The organism is Gluconacetobacter aggeris (assembly GCF_014174395.1).
Lineage (GTDB): Bacteria > Pseudomonadota > Alphaproteobacteria > Acetobacterales > Acetobacteraceae > Gluconacetobacter > Gluconacetobacter aggeris.
Window position 1 is genome coordinate 519,637 of sequence record NZ_JABEQD010000002.1, and the last position, 14,855, is coordinate 534,491.

At 60.8% G+C, this 14,855-nt stretch carries 11 protein-coding genes; 10 read left to right on the forward strand and 1 reads right to left on the reverse strand.

What is annotated here, in order from left to right:
- Positions 1-87 precede the first annotated feature (87 nt).
- The 8 genes from HLH36_RS05000 (at position 88) to HLH36_RS05035 (ending at position 10,039) form a co-directional block, all read left to right on the forward strand.
- A complete protein-coding gene (locus HLH36_RS05000) occupies positions 88-1,866 on the forward strand; it encodes a DUF1217 domain-containing protein (RefSeq protein ID WP_182985322.1) in 1,779 nt (592 codons plus the stop codon).
- Between the two features lie 200 nt (positions 1,867-2,066).
- The gene (fliI, locus tag HLH36_RS05005) at positions 2,067-3,458 is read left to right on the forward strand and encodes a flagellar protein export ATPase FliI (protein WP_182985323.1); all 1,392 of its coding nucleotides are present in this window, start codon (positions 2,067-2,069) and stop codon (positions 3,456-3,458) included.
- Positions 3,455-3,880 carry a flagellar FliJ family protein gene (locus HLH36_RS05010; protein ID WP_182985324.1) on the forward strand — a complete coding sequence of 142 codons (426 nt, stop codon included), beginning with the start codon at positions 3,455-3,457 and terminating at the stop codon, positions 3,878-3,880. Before fliI ends, HLH36_RS05010 begins: the two co-directional genes overlap by 4 nt.
- A gap of 165 nt (positions 3,881-4,045) precedes the next feature.
- The gene (locus HLH36_RS05015; protein WP_182985325.1) at positions 4,046-4,810 is read left to right on the forward strand and encodes a hypothetical protein; all 765 of its coding nucleotides are present in this window, start codon (positions 4,046-4,048) and stop codon (positions 4,808-4,810) included.
- Positions 4,811-4,827: 17 nt separating this feature from the next.
- A complete protein-coding gene (locus HLH36_RS05020; RefSeq protein ID WP_182985326.1) occupies positions 4,828-5,913 on the forward strand; it encodes a flagellar motor protein MotB in 1,086 nt (361 codons plus the stop codon).
- Between the two features lie 129 nt (positions 5,914-6,042).
- Positions 6,043-6,924: a flagellar motor stator protein MotA gene (gene motA / locus HLH36_RS05025; protein WP_182985327.1), complete on the forward strand. Its 882-nt coding sequence runs from the start codon at positions 6,043-6,045 to the stop codon at positions 6,922-6,924.
- A 36-nt stretch (positions 6,925-6,960) separates the two neighbouring features.
- Positions 6,961-9,234 carry a hypothetical protein gene (locus HLH36_RS05030; protein WP_182985328.1) on the forward strand — a complete coding sequence of 758 codons (2,274 nt, stop codon included), beginning with the start codon at positions 6,961-6,963 and terminating at the stop codon, positions 9,232-9,234.
- Positions 9,235-9,271: 37 nt separating this feature from the next.
- The gene (locus HLH36_RS05035; RefSeq protein ID WP_182985329.1) at positions 9,272-10,039 is read left to right on the forward strand and encodes a flagellar hook assembly protein FlgD; all 768 of its coding nucleotides are present in this window, start codon (positions 9,272-9,274) and stop codon (positions 10,037-10,039) included.
- A 182-nt stretch (positions 10,040-10,221) separates the two neighbouring features.
- Here HLH36_RS05035 and HLH36_RS05040 read toward each other — a convergent pair whose 3' ends face one another.
- Positions 10,222-11,025 carry a response regulator transcription factor gene (locus HLH36_RS05040; protein ID WP_182985330.1) on the reverse strand — a complete coding sequence of 268 codons (804 nt, stop codon included), beginning with the start codon at positions 11,023-11,025 and terminating at the stop codon, positions 10,222-10,224.
- Positions 11,026-11,654: 629 nt separating this feature from the next.
- On the opposite strand from HLH36_RS05040, the gene HLH36_RS05045 reads away from it, so the two are divergent.
- Together HLH36_RS05045 and HLH36_RS05050 are read left to right on the forward strand one after the other, a co-directional pair.
- Positions 11,655-11,903, forward strand: a complete 249-nt coding sequence (locus HLH36_RS05045) for a hypothetical protein (RefSeq protein WP_182985331.1) — start codon at positions 11,655-11,657, stop codon at positions 11,901-11,903.
- Between the two features lie 641 nt (positions 11,904-12,544).
- The gene (locus HLH36_RS05050) at positions 12,545-14,746 is read left to right on the forward strand and encodes a hypothetical protein (protein ID WP_338030393.1); all 2,202 of its coding nucleotides are present in this window, start codon (positions 12,545-12,547) and stop codon (positions 14,744-14,746) included.
- The last annotated feature ends 109 nt before the right edge of the window (positions 14,747-14,855 follow it).

A 14,855-nucleotide genomic window follows, 5' to 3' on the forward strand; every position in this document is an offset into this window, starting at 1 on the left:
TCATGCCAGGCTGGAGGCCCTATAAAGATGCGATCAGGATCATAGTCGCGTCTTCCATGCCATGGCAGTGTATCAAGGATCGGGCTGATGTCCATCTCCAACGCCTCTCCGATTTCGACATACATTTCCGCGATCAAGAACGAGGCGACGGCCTCGGCGACCTACGCGAAGACCGACGCCACCACCAAGCAGGAAGTCGCAAAGTTCGAAAAGGATGCGGCATCGATTACGTCCGTTGATGGACTCTTGAAGGATTATTCGGTCCTGCAGGTGGTACTGGGTGCCTATGGGCTCAGTTCCCTGTCCAACGCAACCGCCATCATCAAGGACTTATTGACGCAGGACCCGACCTCATCCAAGTCCCTCGCCAAATCATCCAATAACGCCGCATGGCTGGCCTTCGCCGATGCCTTCAAGATGTGGGGACAAAACAAAGGCACGTCCTCCGTGTCACCCTTTGCTCCCGACGCAACCTCCGCCGTAATCAGCCAGACCTACAGCGCGACGAAGACCATTTCGGTAAACGCCACCCTTCCCGCTGCCGACGCGACCGGCCAGACCTATACGACGGCACCCGTCACGACTTATGATTCGCAATCCAACGCCCATCAGGTGGCCCTTAAATGGACCCAGGATTCAAGCAATCCACGGACCTGGACCGTCAATGCCTATGACGCGGACGGCAATGCCACAATCGATACGAACGCCTATCAGGTCGTCTTCAACCAGGACGGTAGCCTGGCATCCGCTACCGACATGTCGACCGGCAAGGCCGTAACCTCCGGCGGAGCCGGAAGCACCGTATCATTGCCCATTACCCTGAATATCACCCCATCCGGCAGCACCGGCACCACGCATCAATCCATCAGCCTAGATCTCGGGACGCTTGGAGGAACAGGCGGCGTCACCATGGCTTCGTCCAGCACGTCCAGCACCATCAGTAAAAGCCAGGTCGCCAGCCTGACATCACCGTCGGGCTCCAGCACCAGCCTGACACTTCCCTCCATTACGCTGGGTACCCTCTCGGGCACGAACCAGACCTACGTCACGGCACCGTTCGACCCCAACGAAACATCGGACGACGCCAACGGCGTCGCCGCCGCCAACCGGGCTACCCTGTCCGTCAAATGGGTTCAGGACTCCGCCTCGCCCTCAACCTGGCAGGCCTATATCATCGATCCTTACGGCGCGCAGGTCACCAGCACGACATTTACGACTTCATTCGACAGCGCCGGCAATCTTCTAAAAGTCAATGGGCAGTATTCGCATACCATCCCCGCATTGCAAGCGAAGATGAACGGCGTCACCTACACCGTCGATGTTCAGCCTCCCAATCTTTCGACTTCGACGCCAAGCCAGGATTCAACCCTGACGACCGACAGTAAAGTCACAAACACCGTGACCAAGGTCAACATGAACGATGTCGTGTCGCAGTTCGAATTAAGTCAGTACGAAAATAACAACGATTTCCAGGATAACGGGGTCGGCAACGCCCTCTACTTCACGCGCAAGATGAGCAGCGTCACCACCCTGGCACAATTGATGTCCGATCCCATCTTGCTGAAAGTCGCGGAAACGGTCTCCGGCTATGATCCGTCGACATTCGGCACATTGGATTACAACCAGCAGGTCCGGATGCTGAAAAGCAAGGTGGATTTCACCAAGCTGCGGACTCCAAAGCAGATCCAGCAATATGCGGAACGTTATCTGGCCATGCTCCAGATCACTCCGCAGACGCCGGACAAGCCGGCAACCATGATGGATCTGTATGGTGGCGATTCGAGCAAGGCGGGCATTGCCGCACTCTTCGGTGTCAATACATCGTCATCCTCGTCGAGCGGAAATCTTTATTCCGGCATGTTTTGACGAGGCTGTCGCAGAATTACAGAAAATGCACCGCGGAACGTCGGACGCAGCAACCTCGATGCCACTCCCAGGATATCGGTCTCCGAGCCTCGCGATTTGCGCAGGTGCAACCTGCCTGACAGGGTAAGCGCAATATGCAACCCGCCGAATCGACTACCGGGACAGCAAGAGCGTCCGACGATGATGCGCTTGGCACCGGAATGGCCCGTACCCTGGATGCGATCCGCAATGTCGTGGCTGGCCCCTTCCACGATATTCCCGTGGGCATGCTGGAAGGCCGAGTGACCGGATTGACCGGCCTCTCCGTCTCCCTCAGCGGCATGCGCGACTTCACCGGAGTCGGAGACAGGGTCTGTATTTTCGGACTGGACGGACGTGAGACGGATGCGGAAATCGTCGCGTTCCGGGGTGACACGGCCATTGCCATGCCTTTCGGGGCGTTGGCGGGCATAGGGTCCGGCTGCCGTGCAGCATTCCGGCTATACGACCTGGAGCAGCGAAAGCGTCGGGCGGGCGGCACACTGGTCGTCAATCCCCTATGGCAGGGACGCGTCATCGACCCGATGGGGCGTCCCATCGACGGCAAGGGCCCACTGCCCCCGGGCGGGGAGCCATGCAGACTGCATGCTCCGCCTCCGGAAGCCGGGCTGCGGGCCCGCCTCGGGCCACGCATCGATCTGGGCGTACGGGTGCTCAACCTGTTCACGACATGCCGCGAGGGGCAGAGGCTCGGTCTGTTCGCTGGCTCCGGCGTCGGAAAATCGACCCTCATGGGCATGCTGGCGCGCAATACCGACTGCGACGTCGCTGTGATCGCGCTCGTCGGGGAACGAGGCCGGGAAGTCCGCGAGTTCGTGGAGGACGATCTGGGCCCTGACGGCCTGGCCAAATCGGTCGTCGTGGTCGCCACCTCGGACACCTCCCCCCTGATGCGCCGGGAAGCCGCCTATTCGGCCATGGCCGTGGCTGAATATTTCAGGGATCAGGGCAAATCGGTCCTGCTGCTCATGGACAGCGTCACCCGCTTTTGCCAGGCCCTGCGAGAGATCGGCCTGTCTTCCGGCGAACCACCCGCCACCCGGGGCTATCCGCCCAGCGTCTTCGCGGAACTGCCACGCCTGCTGGAACGGGCAGGCCCCGGCCTGGCCGGCCCGGACGGCAAGGCCGGCCAGATCACCGCCATGTTCTCAGTCCTCGTCGAAGGCGACGATCACAACGAACCCGTCGCTGACGCTGTCCGAGGCATTCTCGACGGGCATGTCGTATTGGAACGGCGGATCGCCGAAGGCGGACGATATCCGGCCGTCAATGTCCTCCGCTCTCTTTCGCGCACGGTTCCCGGCTGCAACGCTGCGGAGGAAAACGCCCTGGTCCTGGAAGCGCGCACCGATCTTTCAACCTGGGACGATATTCAGGACATGGTTCGCCTGGGCGCCTACCGGGCGGGAAACGACGCCGTAACCGACAGGGCCATCCGCGTCGCGCCCGCAATCGAAAACATCCTGAAGCAGTCACGCAATGAAAGCGCGACAATCGCCGAAAGCTTCGATGCCCTGCGTGGCGCGCTCTCGACCACCGGAACATCGCGATGAATTCCCGGACACGCGCATTACGGTCCCTGATCCGCCTTCACAAGACAAAGGTCGACCAGGCAAAGGCGATCATGGCCGAGGCGCTGGCCAGAGAGCATGCGGCACGCAGCCAGGTGGAAAGCAGCCAGGCGGCGATCGAAACCGAACGACTGGAAGCCATGTCGGGGCACGCGTCGCTGAACGATTTCCGTCAGTGGCTGCCTTATGGACAGGAAGCCGTTGAACGCGCCCGGAGCGCCCTGCATGCCGCCAGCCGGGCCTCCGACCAGGCACGCCAAACCCTCATGCAGGCCAACGCGGACCTGAAGGCGGCTACCTCCATTCTGGACCGTCGGGTGGAAGAGGAAAAAGAGATCCGCACCCGCCGGGAACTGGCCGAAATCGACGATCTGTCGCGCCGCGTTCGCATGTCCCCAGGTTGACGTCCAATGTTCATGCATCATTCCAACAAAACGATCGTCGGTTTTGTCATGTTTCATCCTTGAGTAAGTGGAATGCCCCCGCTATCGCTATTTACCAAGGTCGGCACGTGACGGTGCCTGATGCGAACCGATCATCTCCATGGACATAAGCGACCAGGAAAGCGCATGGAACAGACAGAACAACAGACCGCAAAGATATTCATTGCCACGCCCTGTTTCGGCGGTCTGGTAACGCAGGAATACATGGAGTCCGTTATCGCCTGCACCGGCGTCATGCGGACGCCGATGACTCTCTCCCTGCTCGGCGACGATGCGATGATCAGCCGGGCACGCAATACCCTGGTTCACCAGTTTTTCACGCGGTCCGACGCCTCGCACCTGCTTTTCATTGATGCCGATATCGGATTCGCCGCAGAAGCGCCGGCACGCCTTCTCGCCGCCGACAAGGACCTGATCGCGGGCATGTATCCGATCAAGGATCGGTTCTGGGACAAAGGCACGCAAGAAAACATCCTGCGTGGCGAACCACAGGAATCGGCCTCCCTTCGTTATGTCGGAGAGACCGATGCCATGCACGAGACATGGGAAAAAGGGCCGCTCATCCGGACGCATTACGCCGGTACCGGCTTCATGATGATCAGCCGGAAGGCGATCGCCCGCATGATCAAGCACCATCCCGAAACCGCATACCGCCGGATCGACGCCGCGGGCAGCGGAGACGGCAGCCCGCACCATGCCCTGTTCGACGCCAGCATTGATCCCGAGACCGGAACCTATCTCAGCGAGGATTTCACCTTCTGCCGGCGCTGGCGCGAACTCGGCGGAGAAGTCTGGCTCGATACCTCTCTTTCCTTGACGCATGCAGGACGCGCCGCCTATCGCGGAGACCCGTCCAGCCGCGTCGGCATGGTCCATCACAAGGGCCTGTAAGGTCACGGTAATCCCTCATGGCGAGAAACAACAAAGCTCCCATCATCATCAGGCGTAGCGAAGAGTCCGATACGCAGAGCCATCATGGGGGAGCGTGGAAGATCGCCTACGCCGACTTCATGACGGCCATGATGGCGTTCTTTCTTGTCATGTGGCTCCTCAATGCGACAACGGACGAGCAACGCAAAGGCATCGCGCAGTTCTTCAATCCCATGGCGGATACGAAGACCATCGTGCCGCCAACGGATGGGGCGCTCGACACCGCGCCCTCCCCTCTCACGGAGGGAAAGTCATTCAAGCTGATCAAGGACGACGCATCCCTGAACGCACCGCAATCCGGAAATCACGGTGCCGAACGGAACCCCGTTACGTCCACGCGGGGCGGCTCTCCCGACGACATCACCTACGGAATCAGGACACAATTTATCCCACAGGCCCCCACCATCATCCCGATCGGCGGACCCGAGAGCGGTGGCGGCCAGAACACGGCGTATGTCGGCGCCAACGACGCGGCCGACGAACAGGGCAAAATCGAACATATGGCATCCAGCCTTCGGCAGGCCATCCGGCAAAACCCCGCTTTGCACAACGCGACGTCCAACGTTGGTGTCAGTTTCAGCCGAAACGACATCCGGATCGAGCTTCGGGATGCAAACAACACGCCGATGTTCGATTCCGGATCTCCCGCGCCCAACCGCATGGGCCGACAGATGCTGGCCGAAATCGCCAGATGGCTCGCCCCCATGCCGGAACGTATTTCGATCATCGGCTATACCGACGCCGACACTTACCGCGCCGGCAGGAACTGGAGCATGTCCAACTGGACCCTATCCGCGTTGCGTGCGGATTACGCCAGGGAGGCACTGGTCAAGGCTGGTTATCCGGACACCAATATCCTCGACGTATCCGGAAGAGCCGACCGGTCGCTGGCCATTCCCTCGACCCCGTCGGCCGCAGCGAACAGACGAATCGTGATTGTCATGCACAAGCTGTATGCAGACGCGGCACCTCCCATCGTTCCCTTGCCGAACACGACCGGCACCGTGCCGGCCGATCCTGCCGGTATGAACCAACAGACATCCGGAGCGACACGGCCGGAATAGCGCCCCCGCCCCCGGCGAAATCAGAACAAGCCCCAAGGACCTCGGTTTCTCGCCGGGCATCGAGAACTGCACACGACCGCGACCGGCGCATGCCGGCCGGCACATATGGGTGAAAACGGAGACAACTCAATGCTCTTCATCGGGGGCCTCGTCTTTGCGCTGCTCTGCGTCTTCGGCTCGTTCGTGGCCTCCGGGGGTGTCTTGGCCCCTCTGCTCGCCTCCATGCCTTTCGAATTGCTGACCATCATGGGGGCGGCGGTCGGCATCTTCGTGATGGCAAATTCCGCCGACGCGCTCAAAAAGCTTCCCCATGACCTGAAGCTGACGCTGAAGGGTCCCCGTTACGACAAGACGGCCTATCTCGACCTTCTGGTCACGCTGTTCCGATTCATGCGTCTGGCCCATGCGAAGGGAAGCATGGCGCTCGAGGAGCATGTCGAAAATCCGACCGAAAGCAGCATTTTCGCGCAATCGCCCGCCATTCGCGACGATCTGGAAACCCGCAACCTCATTTGCGACTATCTGCGGCTGGTCAGCCTCAATATCGACGATGCCTATCAGCTTGACGAAGTCATGTCCCGCGAGCTGAAGAAGAATCTGACCGAGAAGCTGCATATCGCGGAATGCCTGTCGAGCATAGCGGACGCCCTGCCGGCGCTTGGCATCGTGGCTGCGGTTCTGGGCGTTATCAAGACGATGTCCTCAATCAGCAAGCCGCCGGCCGTCCTGGGCGAAATGATCGCCGGCGCCCTCGTCGGCACCTTTCTCGGCGTGCTGCTGTCTTATGGCGTCGTCGCCCCTCTGGCGGCCCGCATGCGGGCTGTGATAACGCAGGACGGTCGCTATCAGGACATCATTCGGGTTGTCTTAGTGGCGCATCTCCAGGGCAATCCGCCTCAGGTCAGTGCCGAAATCGGGCGTAAGGATATTCCACCCGCTTTTATGCCTTCGTTTAGCGAACTCGATACGGCATTATCCGTGTCGCAGCCATCGACGGCTGCCGCGGCCTGACGGAGCGGAATGACGACAGGAAACACGGGGCGTCCGATGAGTATTACGATGTCGAAAGTTTCGGCGAAAACGGATCAGGCGCTCTCTTCTTCGTCATCCAGTTCGCTTCTGCCGGTTTTCCCTGGCACCGCGATCTCCGGAACAGCGGCCGCACAGTCCCATGCGATACGGCGCCCCCCCAATAGGCAGGGCTCCTTCGACGCCCATCTCAAGACCGCGCACGACGAGCAGGCCAACGGCTCACGGAGCGACCGCGCGGACGTTCACGATGCGGCTGCGCACGCTTCCCAAACCGCCTCCAAGGACCCGACCGACAGTCCTGCCAGACATTCGGCGCCCCAGAACACCGCTCCGCCGCCAGCCACGGACACGGTCTCTGCACCAACTGTCCAGACGGTCGACGCCACGATCGATCCCTCTGCGTCGAGCCGGGCAAAAAGGGCCGCATCCGGTTCGGACACCTCAACCAGCGATGCCACCACGCAAGCCGACCTGACAACCCAGAGCCAGCTCACGGATATCCTGTCCCAGGTCCTCGGGATTCAGCAGGGCCTACCTTCTTTGGCGTCACAGGGCCAGGACGGTGCGGTCGGCCCTGCGGACACATCCGCAACAGCGAACCCGGCGTCCGTGCCTTCCACCACGGCCGAGACCGCACTCCAGCAGGCGCCGACGGCCTCGGCGGTTCTCCAAGCTGACATCGTGGCTCCGGGCGGCCCAACGACAACCGACCAGAGCCCCTTCGCGACTACCCTGACCCAGCTCCCGGGTGGCCAGCAGACCATGGCCGGCCAGGACACCCCCACGGCGACACAGACACCTGGCAGCACGCAGCTCCTGGCAGGCGCCGGCTCACAGCCAGCAGCAGGAACGATATCGGCGCGCGGCCAGAATACGCCCATGCCCCCCTCGGGACAGACGTCCGACAGCCAGCATGTCCAAGTGTCCATCTCATCGCAGCCAGGGCCGGCGACCGACCAGAACAATTCGGTCATCTCGGTACAGACGCCTGGCAGCACGCAGATCCTGGCAGGCGCCGGCTCACAGCCAGCAGCAGGAACGATATCGGCGCGCGGCCAGAATGCGCCCATGCCCCCCTCGGGACAGACGTCCGACAGCCAGCATGTCCAAGTGTCCATCTCATCGCAGCCAGGGCCGGCGACCGACCAGAACAATTCGGTCATCTCGGTACAGACGCCTGGCAGCACGCAGATCCTGGCCTCCACCGTGACGCTATCGCCGGCAGGTGGGACAGGCGGCGTCAGCCAGGCTGGAGACACAGGAACAGTCCCGACAACAGCGGCAGCGCAATCGTCGTTCCCGACCACCGCGAAAGCGGCAAAGGACGAAAGCCACGCGTCGCAGGACGCGCCTTCGGTCCCGCAAGCGGCCGCGACCGCCATGACCGCGTCCGCTGCCAGCACATCGGCCCCTCCGCTCCGACAGACCGCTGCGGCAAATCAGACTGATCAACGCCGCGCCTCGCCCCCAGCGCCAGTACTGTCGACCGACAAGCCGGCGTCCCCCACCTCTGGCCTCGCGCCCCTCCCCGACGCTACAGGCGATTCCCTCGCGCAGTCAGGCGCTCATGGCAGCATGATGGGACATTCCGATTCCGCTGATGGCAACCGGGAGAGGACGAGTTCCCAGATAGACCTGCAGATGGCGACCGGCCTCAATTTGGCCCCCGGCATCTCTCCGTCCAGTTCCTTTGCGGCCACGTTGAACGACGCGGCATCGGCAACTCGCGCGGAGCAGGCCCAGAAGACGGCCGACGTGTCGCATGGAACGGACGGGCAGACCGTCTCACCCTCGATCATGGCGCAATCCGCTGACGGATCGACATCTCTTTCCATGACCATTCTGACCGACGATTCCACACCCGTTCATGTGCGCGTCGACGGAACGGACGGCCTGACAACCGGCGTGGTTCTCCAAAGCGAAGACCTTGGGACGGCACGCCACCTGGCCGACAACAAGCATGAACTGGTCGCGGCACTCACCGCTGCCGGTGTGGACGTGAGCAACCTGAAAATTGACGTTGTCGCTGCCAGCAGCAGCAACCACGATTTTCAGAACCAGGGCCAAAATCAGAATGCTGACGGCACAGGCTATAATGGCAATTTTTCGGGCAACATGTCCGGCAGCAGTTCTGGACAGAATGGCCAGCAAACCTATGGTGGAAGCACCTGGCGCGCCGATGGCGTGATCCCCGCCCCGGCAACAGGTGATGCCGAGACGCAAGACGGTTCACATTCCAGAAGATCTTCCGGTCCATATGCCGGAAGCGGCATCAACATTACCGCATGACCCCGATGGCCGTCGCGGAGAGAAAGGGAACAGGCAAATGACGACGACATCGAGTGTCAGCAAGGAGGCCCAGCTTATCCAGGCAGCAGAAGCCGCCGCCAAGAATGCTGCGAACACGTCTTCTTCAGGCAGTGCGGGTTCAAGCAGCGGCACCGCGACGTCGGCCCTGTCCTCCCTGGCCAATAACTACACCACCTTCCTGTCCCTTCTGACCACGCAGTTGAAGAACCAGGACCCGAGCAGCCCGATGAATACCGACACCTTTACGTCGGAACTCGCGCAATTTGCCGGGGTGGAACAGCAGGTCGAGACGAACTCGAAGCTCGGCTCACTGATTTCGCTGAATGAAAGCGGGCAGATGAGCACCGACTCCAACCTGGTCGGTCAGAAGGCAACCGCGAACACAACGACGCTGCCGCTTCAAAGCAGCTCCGCCTCGCTCAGCTTCTCGGGCACATCCGGATCCACCGTCGCCATCGCCGTAGCAAACTCCGCCGGAACCATTGTCAAGGATGTTGTCGCCACCGCCTCCAGCGGCACCAATACCTGGACGTGGGACGGAAGGGACAATAACGGCAACCAGTTGTCCGATGGCGCCTATAGCGTTTCGGTCCAGACGATCAGTTCTTCGGGCACCACATCCAGCCTGCCCTTCACTGTCACCGGCACGATCACCGGCATACACAAAGGCGCTTCCGACATGGAAGTCGAGATGGGCAAAGCCACTATCCCGATGTCCAATATTACCAACATCTCTTCCGGAACGACGACGGGCAGCACCAGCGCGAACAGCGCCAGTTCCTGACAATACTGCTCCTCCGGCATCAGGACCCGGAGGAGCAGCCCTTGCCCGGATACCGGTCTGGGGCAGCATAGTGTCAGCGATGCACCTGCGCCGGATTTTCCGGCCTTGCGCAGTAAGGTTTTGAGATCGTGCCAGCCGCCCGGACCCACCCCCGGCACTCCGGGGCAGATCAGGGCATGGAATCAGGCAAGGTCCAGCGTCGTCGAAGAATTCAGAATGTTGATCCCCGACATGACCGGGATACAGGATTCCTTCGCCTGCCGGTCGGTCCTGCTTTCGGTGACGCTTGCCTTTGCTCCCAGCGGGGTAAAGGCCACCTCATTCAGGCGATAGCCAATCCCCCACAGCGTCGTAAACGGCTCATCAATACCGAAATTACGCATTTTCTTTCGTATCTTACAGATCATGACGTCGATAACCTTGCCGTAGGGCTCGCTCTCTCCGGCATACAAGCTATCCAGAACCGTCTCCTTGCTCAGAACCTGCGTCTTGCGCAGGGCCAGCAATTCCACAAGATCGTATTCCCTGCGCGTCAAGGGCACAGGCTTGGAGTCGACATGGACCTCCCGCCTGTCGACTCCAACCGTCAAGCGGCCAATATGCAGAGTCAGGCTGTCATGTCCGCTGACTCGTCTGACGATAGCACGCAGCCGGGCCAGGAGTTCCGCGGGATCGACCGAAGCCGACACACAATCATCGGCACCCGTGGATAGCAGTTCCGCCACCTCCGACGGGGTGGACGTCCGGGTAATGACCATGACCGGTGTCGGAACACGGCTGTTCCGGATATGACGCAACAGCTTCATGTCCGGCGTCGTCTGCTGGATGACGACGATATCGTAATGGGACCGCCGCAACGTTTCCACAACCCCAGCGGAACCAGACGTCGTTATCGAGACCGATCCGCCCACCGCCGCCTTGGACAATCCCTCGTAGGGTCGACCGTCATCCCGACCCGAATCTTCGCCAACGCAAAGTACGCGCATATCTACTTCCGCCCAAAAGTGTATGGTCGCTAATCGCGAAGGAATACAGGACTATACTTGTCCCCTATCTATTTTTTACTATTCCCGCCAGGAAGGGATGCCTGCTCAATTCCAGAATGAATGGAGCGTCTAAAAATCCCTATATGGCTGAAAGTGTCAAGGGCCGACGCTCCCTGATAGCAGCGTTATCATCGATAGAAAGCCACCCTGACCCCAAGTCTTTACATAGCTGCCACAGACGGCGGTGCCTGCACAGGCGCTCCATCCGTTAAAGGCCGGTGACAAGACCTGAAAAGGAAAAAAGCACCTTGGCGAAGTCGGATCTATCTCATAAACTGAACGGAGCATAGTTCGGTTATATTATAAGATATGACCGAATCATTTCTGTAGCCTTCACACTGCGCTTCCTCGAAACGAAAGCCGGGGCGCGCGGCCACATATCTGGATTGGGTCCGGGAAAGATGCGATTTGTCTGAGAGAGAACGCCTATCAGGGAAATCTGCCTTGGCCGCTCCTGAACGGACTCTATGACATGATGGTGGGGAACCGGCGGGTTCCAGAATTGGAATATCCCGCGGCCACGTTTCGGCCCATATTTATTCTGCTTTCTGGTTTTGAAGGATAACGAAATGGTTGACACCACGGCTGCCTCGCTTCTCGCGTCCAGCCTCCGTCAGGTGACCTCGGCGGCCTCTCAAGCCGCCTATCACAGCGCCCGCCCCGGACATGCAGCGGCGACCGGCATCACGATCACCTCCAGCAGTATCGATGGTTCGTCTTCGTCCATGAAGTTCGATGCCAGCGGCCAGATCGTGCCCACTGGCACGACGAGCAAGAAGGAATTCGCGACCGCGAGCGCCGTTGATCTCTTCGCCTGATCGACCACGGTCGGGCGGCACATTTCCGCAAGCATGCCTTTTCGTACGCCAGTTCGTATGGTCGGCCTGCTGGCAGATGCGCGCTGCCCGGCTCTTTCCTTTCCCGACCGATCCACAGCTTCCCGTCCGACGACATGGTCACTGCAATCCTGTCTTCGCAGACATCAGCGATGAAGATCCGTTCAGAGACGATGACCTCGAGACAACGGGGATATGAGCCCCGTCAGGATTAAAGACACGTGCCTTTCAGCAGACCTCACCGCGTAAGACGCTGTGTCACGCTTTCAGTCTTCGCGTGTCTGTCCTGTTCCGCCATTACGTCTACCATGGCGGCAGAATCGCACCGGGCAGGACCTCGCCATACCTCCCGAACTGCAACTTCACCTTCGAAACCGCTTCCGGCTCCTCCCACGCCGGCCGCGAACGCAACACCGGACCCGTCGCGGGACGTCGAACTGCCTGATTCGGTCCTGCTCAAAGGGCTGCCCTCTTCCTGGCGGGCAACGATCCTGGACGACCCCCAATCGCCTGCGGCGACGCCCTCCAGTGGCGCGACCACCGGCAAGAACGGCATGAAAGAGGCACCCCGGGTACCATCGACGAACACGCTCCAGCCAGGTGGCGCGGATTCCCAGCCGGGCGTGGCGTCCACCAATCGTATTCTACTCCCGGTGCCGCCGCGCATGGGGATCGCCGCCTTCCAGAGCGGCGACAGGTTCATCATTGTCATCGACAATGCGGAACCGATGGATACCAGCGCCCTGCGTGGCGACGGCATTTTCTCGACGCTGTCCGTGAATACCCTTCCCGATGCGACGCTGATCCAGGTCCGTCTTCCGGACACACGGCGCCTCTATCTTTCACAGCAGGCGGAAGGATGGGTACTGGGTGACAAACCTCCTCCCGGCGGTGATTACGACGATAGACGCGTCATCAATCCGCAATATACCGACAGTGGCGTCCTGTACCCGATGCGCCGGTCCGGCCGCGTGCTCTCAATCTCGGATCCCGCATCCGGCGATCGGTTGTTGGTCGGCACGTCAGCCATGGATGATGGCGGCATTCTCTCCTTGCGGAACGGCGATGGCTATGACGTCTGGCCGACAACGGAAGGTATCGTAATCGCGGCCCACTCTCCGCGCATCGATCTGAAACCCGTCCCTAACGGCATCCTCCTGACCGAAGACGGCAAGGCCTTTCCCGATCATGGCAGAGCCATTTATGCCAACGATGTCGATCTGAAATGGCTGGGGCTGCAGAACCTGCCTGTTGATGCCCTGATCCAGCGCTATCGCACCTCTCTTCTCGCCGCCGCGGACTCGGATCCGTTCCATCGATTCACGCGGCGACTGGACGCAGCCAAGGCCGCCTTCAACCTTGGCGCCTTTGTCGAGGCACGCGGCATCCTGACCGTCGCCCTCCAGGACGACCCTGAAGAGGCCGCCCTGCCCGACGTGAGGTTCCTTCTGGCTGCATCGGAACTGCTGTGCGGCACGATGGACGGCGCCTTGATGCTCAACGGCCCGTGGCCGAGCAGCCAAAAGCGCGCAACTCAACTCTGGCAGGGGCTCTATCTCGCCGCCATCGGCGAGAACGATGCGACCGCGGCACATCAATTAGCCTTGGATTTCGGGCGGTTAAAATCCTACCCGGCCCCGATTCGTGATGCGCTTCTGCCGGCAGCGGCAGAGGAAATCGGCCGTTACGGCACACCGGAGGATCTCGCGGTACTGGACGACCTGCCCCCCGGATCACGCTATCAACTCGCCAACGCGTTCAGGCAGATGCGCTCCGGCAAGCGAGATCTTGCCTATGCGTCATTCCAGAAACTTGCCGACGACCCCAACCCCCAGGTCGCAGAGAAGGCGCTCGAACAGAAAACGTCGATCGAACTCGCTGATGGCCGCATCAAGCCTGACGCGGCCGCCGAGATCTTTAACACCATGATGCCTGACGCGCGATTGGCCGGGCGCGAGGCCACGGTTCGCCTGATGCAGGCCGACGCTTATATGCAGACGCATAATTGGAGCGACGCACTCCAGGCAATCGACGCGGCTCGCACATATCCCGACATGGCGTCGAAGAACATGATGGCGCCGCTGGTGTCCCAGGCCCTCGCAGGCCTTGCCGACTCATCTTCCCCCGGATCGGATAAGAAAAGTCTTCTGCACGACACGGCGATGCTGAAGGTCCATCTGCCCGATCTGCCGCCGGGCGCACAGAAGGGTAACGTCCTCGTCTCCTACGGCAGGATGCTTCTCGCCCTCGGCCTGCCGGATGATGCCGCCCAGGCATTTTCCGATGCAATCCCCATGCTCACCGCCCCCGATCTTCGTGCAAAGGCAGGCGCGGCACTGGCGGAAACTGATATCGAAAGAAAGCTTCCCCAGGATGCGGCCCAAGCGTTGGCGATCACAGACAATCCTTCTCTTCCTGACGATATCAGGACCACAAGGCAGGTGATCGCCGCCCGCGTCGCCCTGGCAACGGGCGACCAGGCCAAGGCCCTCTCCCTTCTGCACAATAGCCCGAACGCTTCCGCTCTCGACCTCACCGCTCGCATCCATGAAGAGAAAGGGGAATGGGCGGCCGCGGCCGGCGATATACGCAAAATGGCCGAGGACATTATCCCACCAACCGGCCCATTGACGGAAAGCCAGCAGATTCTCGCCCTCCGTCTGGCATCGGATGCTTCTCAGGCATCCGATCAACGCCTGTTGGGCTGGGTTGCCGATCGCGTCGGTGACCGGATTTCGGACGGGGATCGAGGACGCATGTTCAAACTGCTGACCAAGCCGTCGGGCGCCGCGCTGACGGCTTCGCAGACATCCGCCCCCCTCTGAGAACCAGGCCGAAAATGTGCGCTGGCAGGAGTCCCACACGCGGTTTCGATCCGCACCCGAAAGACAATCTTGAAAGTCAGTCTCTCGGCCAGTTTCCACGGCAGGCATC

Coding starts and splice junctions, on each gene's coding strand:
- HLH36_RS05000 (WP_182985322.1), top strand. CDS start 88: ATGTCCATCTCCAACGCCTCTCCGATTTCGACATACATTTCCGCGATC.
- fliI (WP_182985323.1), top strand. CDS start 2,067: ATGGCCCGTACCCTGGATGCGATCCGCAATGTCGTGGCTGGCCCCTTC.
- HLH36_RS05010 (WP_182985324.1), top strand. CDS start 3,455: ATGAATTCCCGGACACGCGCATTACGGTCCCTGATCCGCCTTCACAAG.
- HLH36_RS05015 (WP_182985325.1), top strand. CDS start 4,046: ATGGAACAGACAGAACAACAGACCGCAAAGATATTCATTGCCACGCCC.
- HLH36_RS05020 (WP_182985326.1), top strand. CDS start 4,828: ATGGCGAGAAACAACAAAGCTCCCATCATCATCAGGCGTAGCGAAGAG.
- motA (WP_182985327.1), top strand. CDS start 6,043: ATGCTCTTCATCGGGGGCCTCGTCTTTGCGCTGCTCTGCGTCTTCGGC.
- HLH36_RS05030 (WP_182985328.1), top strand. CDS start 6,961: ATGAGTATTACGATGTCGAAAGTTTCGGCGAAAACGGATCAGGCGCTC.
- HLH36_RS05035 (WP_182985329.1), top strand. CDS start 9,272: ATGACGACGACATCGAGTGTCAGCAAGGAGGCCCAGCTTATCCAGGCA.
- HLH36_RS05040 (WP_182985330.1), bottom strand. CDS start 11,025: ATGCGCGTACTTTGCGTTGGCGAAGATTCGGGTCGGGATGACGGTCGA.
- HLH36_RS05045 (WP_182985331.1), top strand. CDS start 11,655: ATGGTTGACACCACGGCTGCCTCGCTTCTCGCGTCCAGCCTCCGTCAG.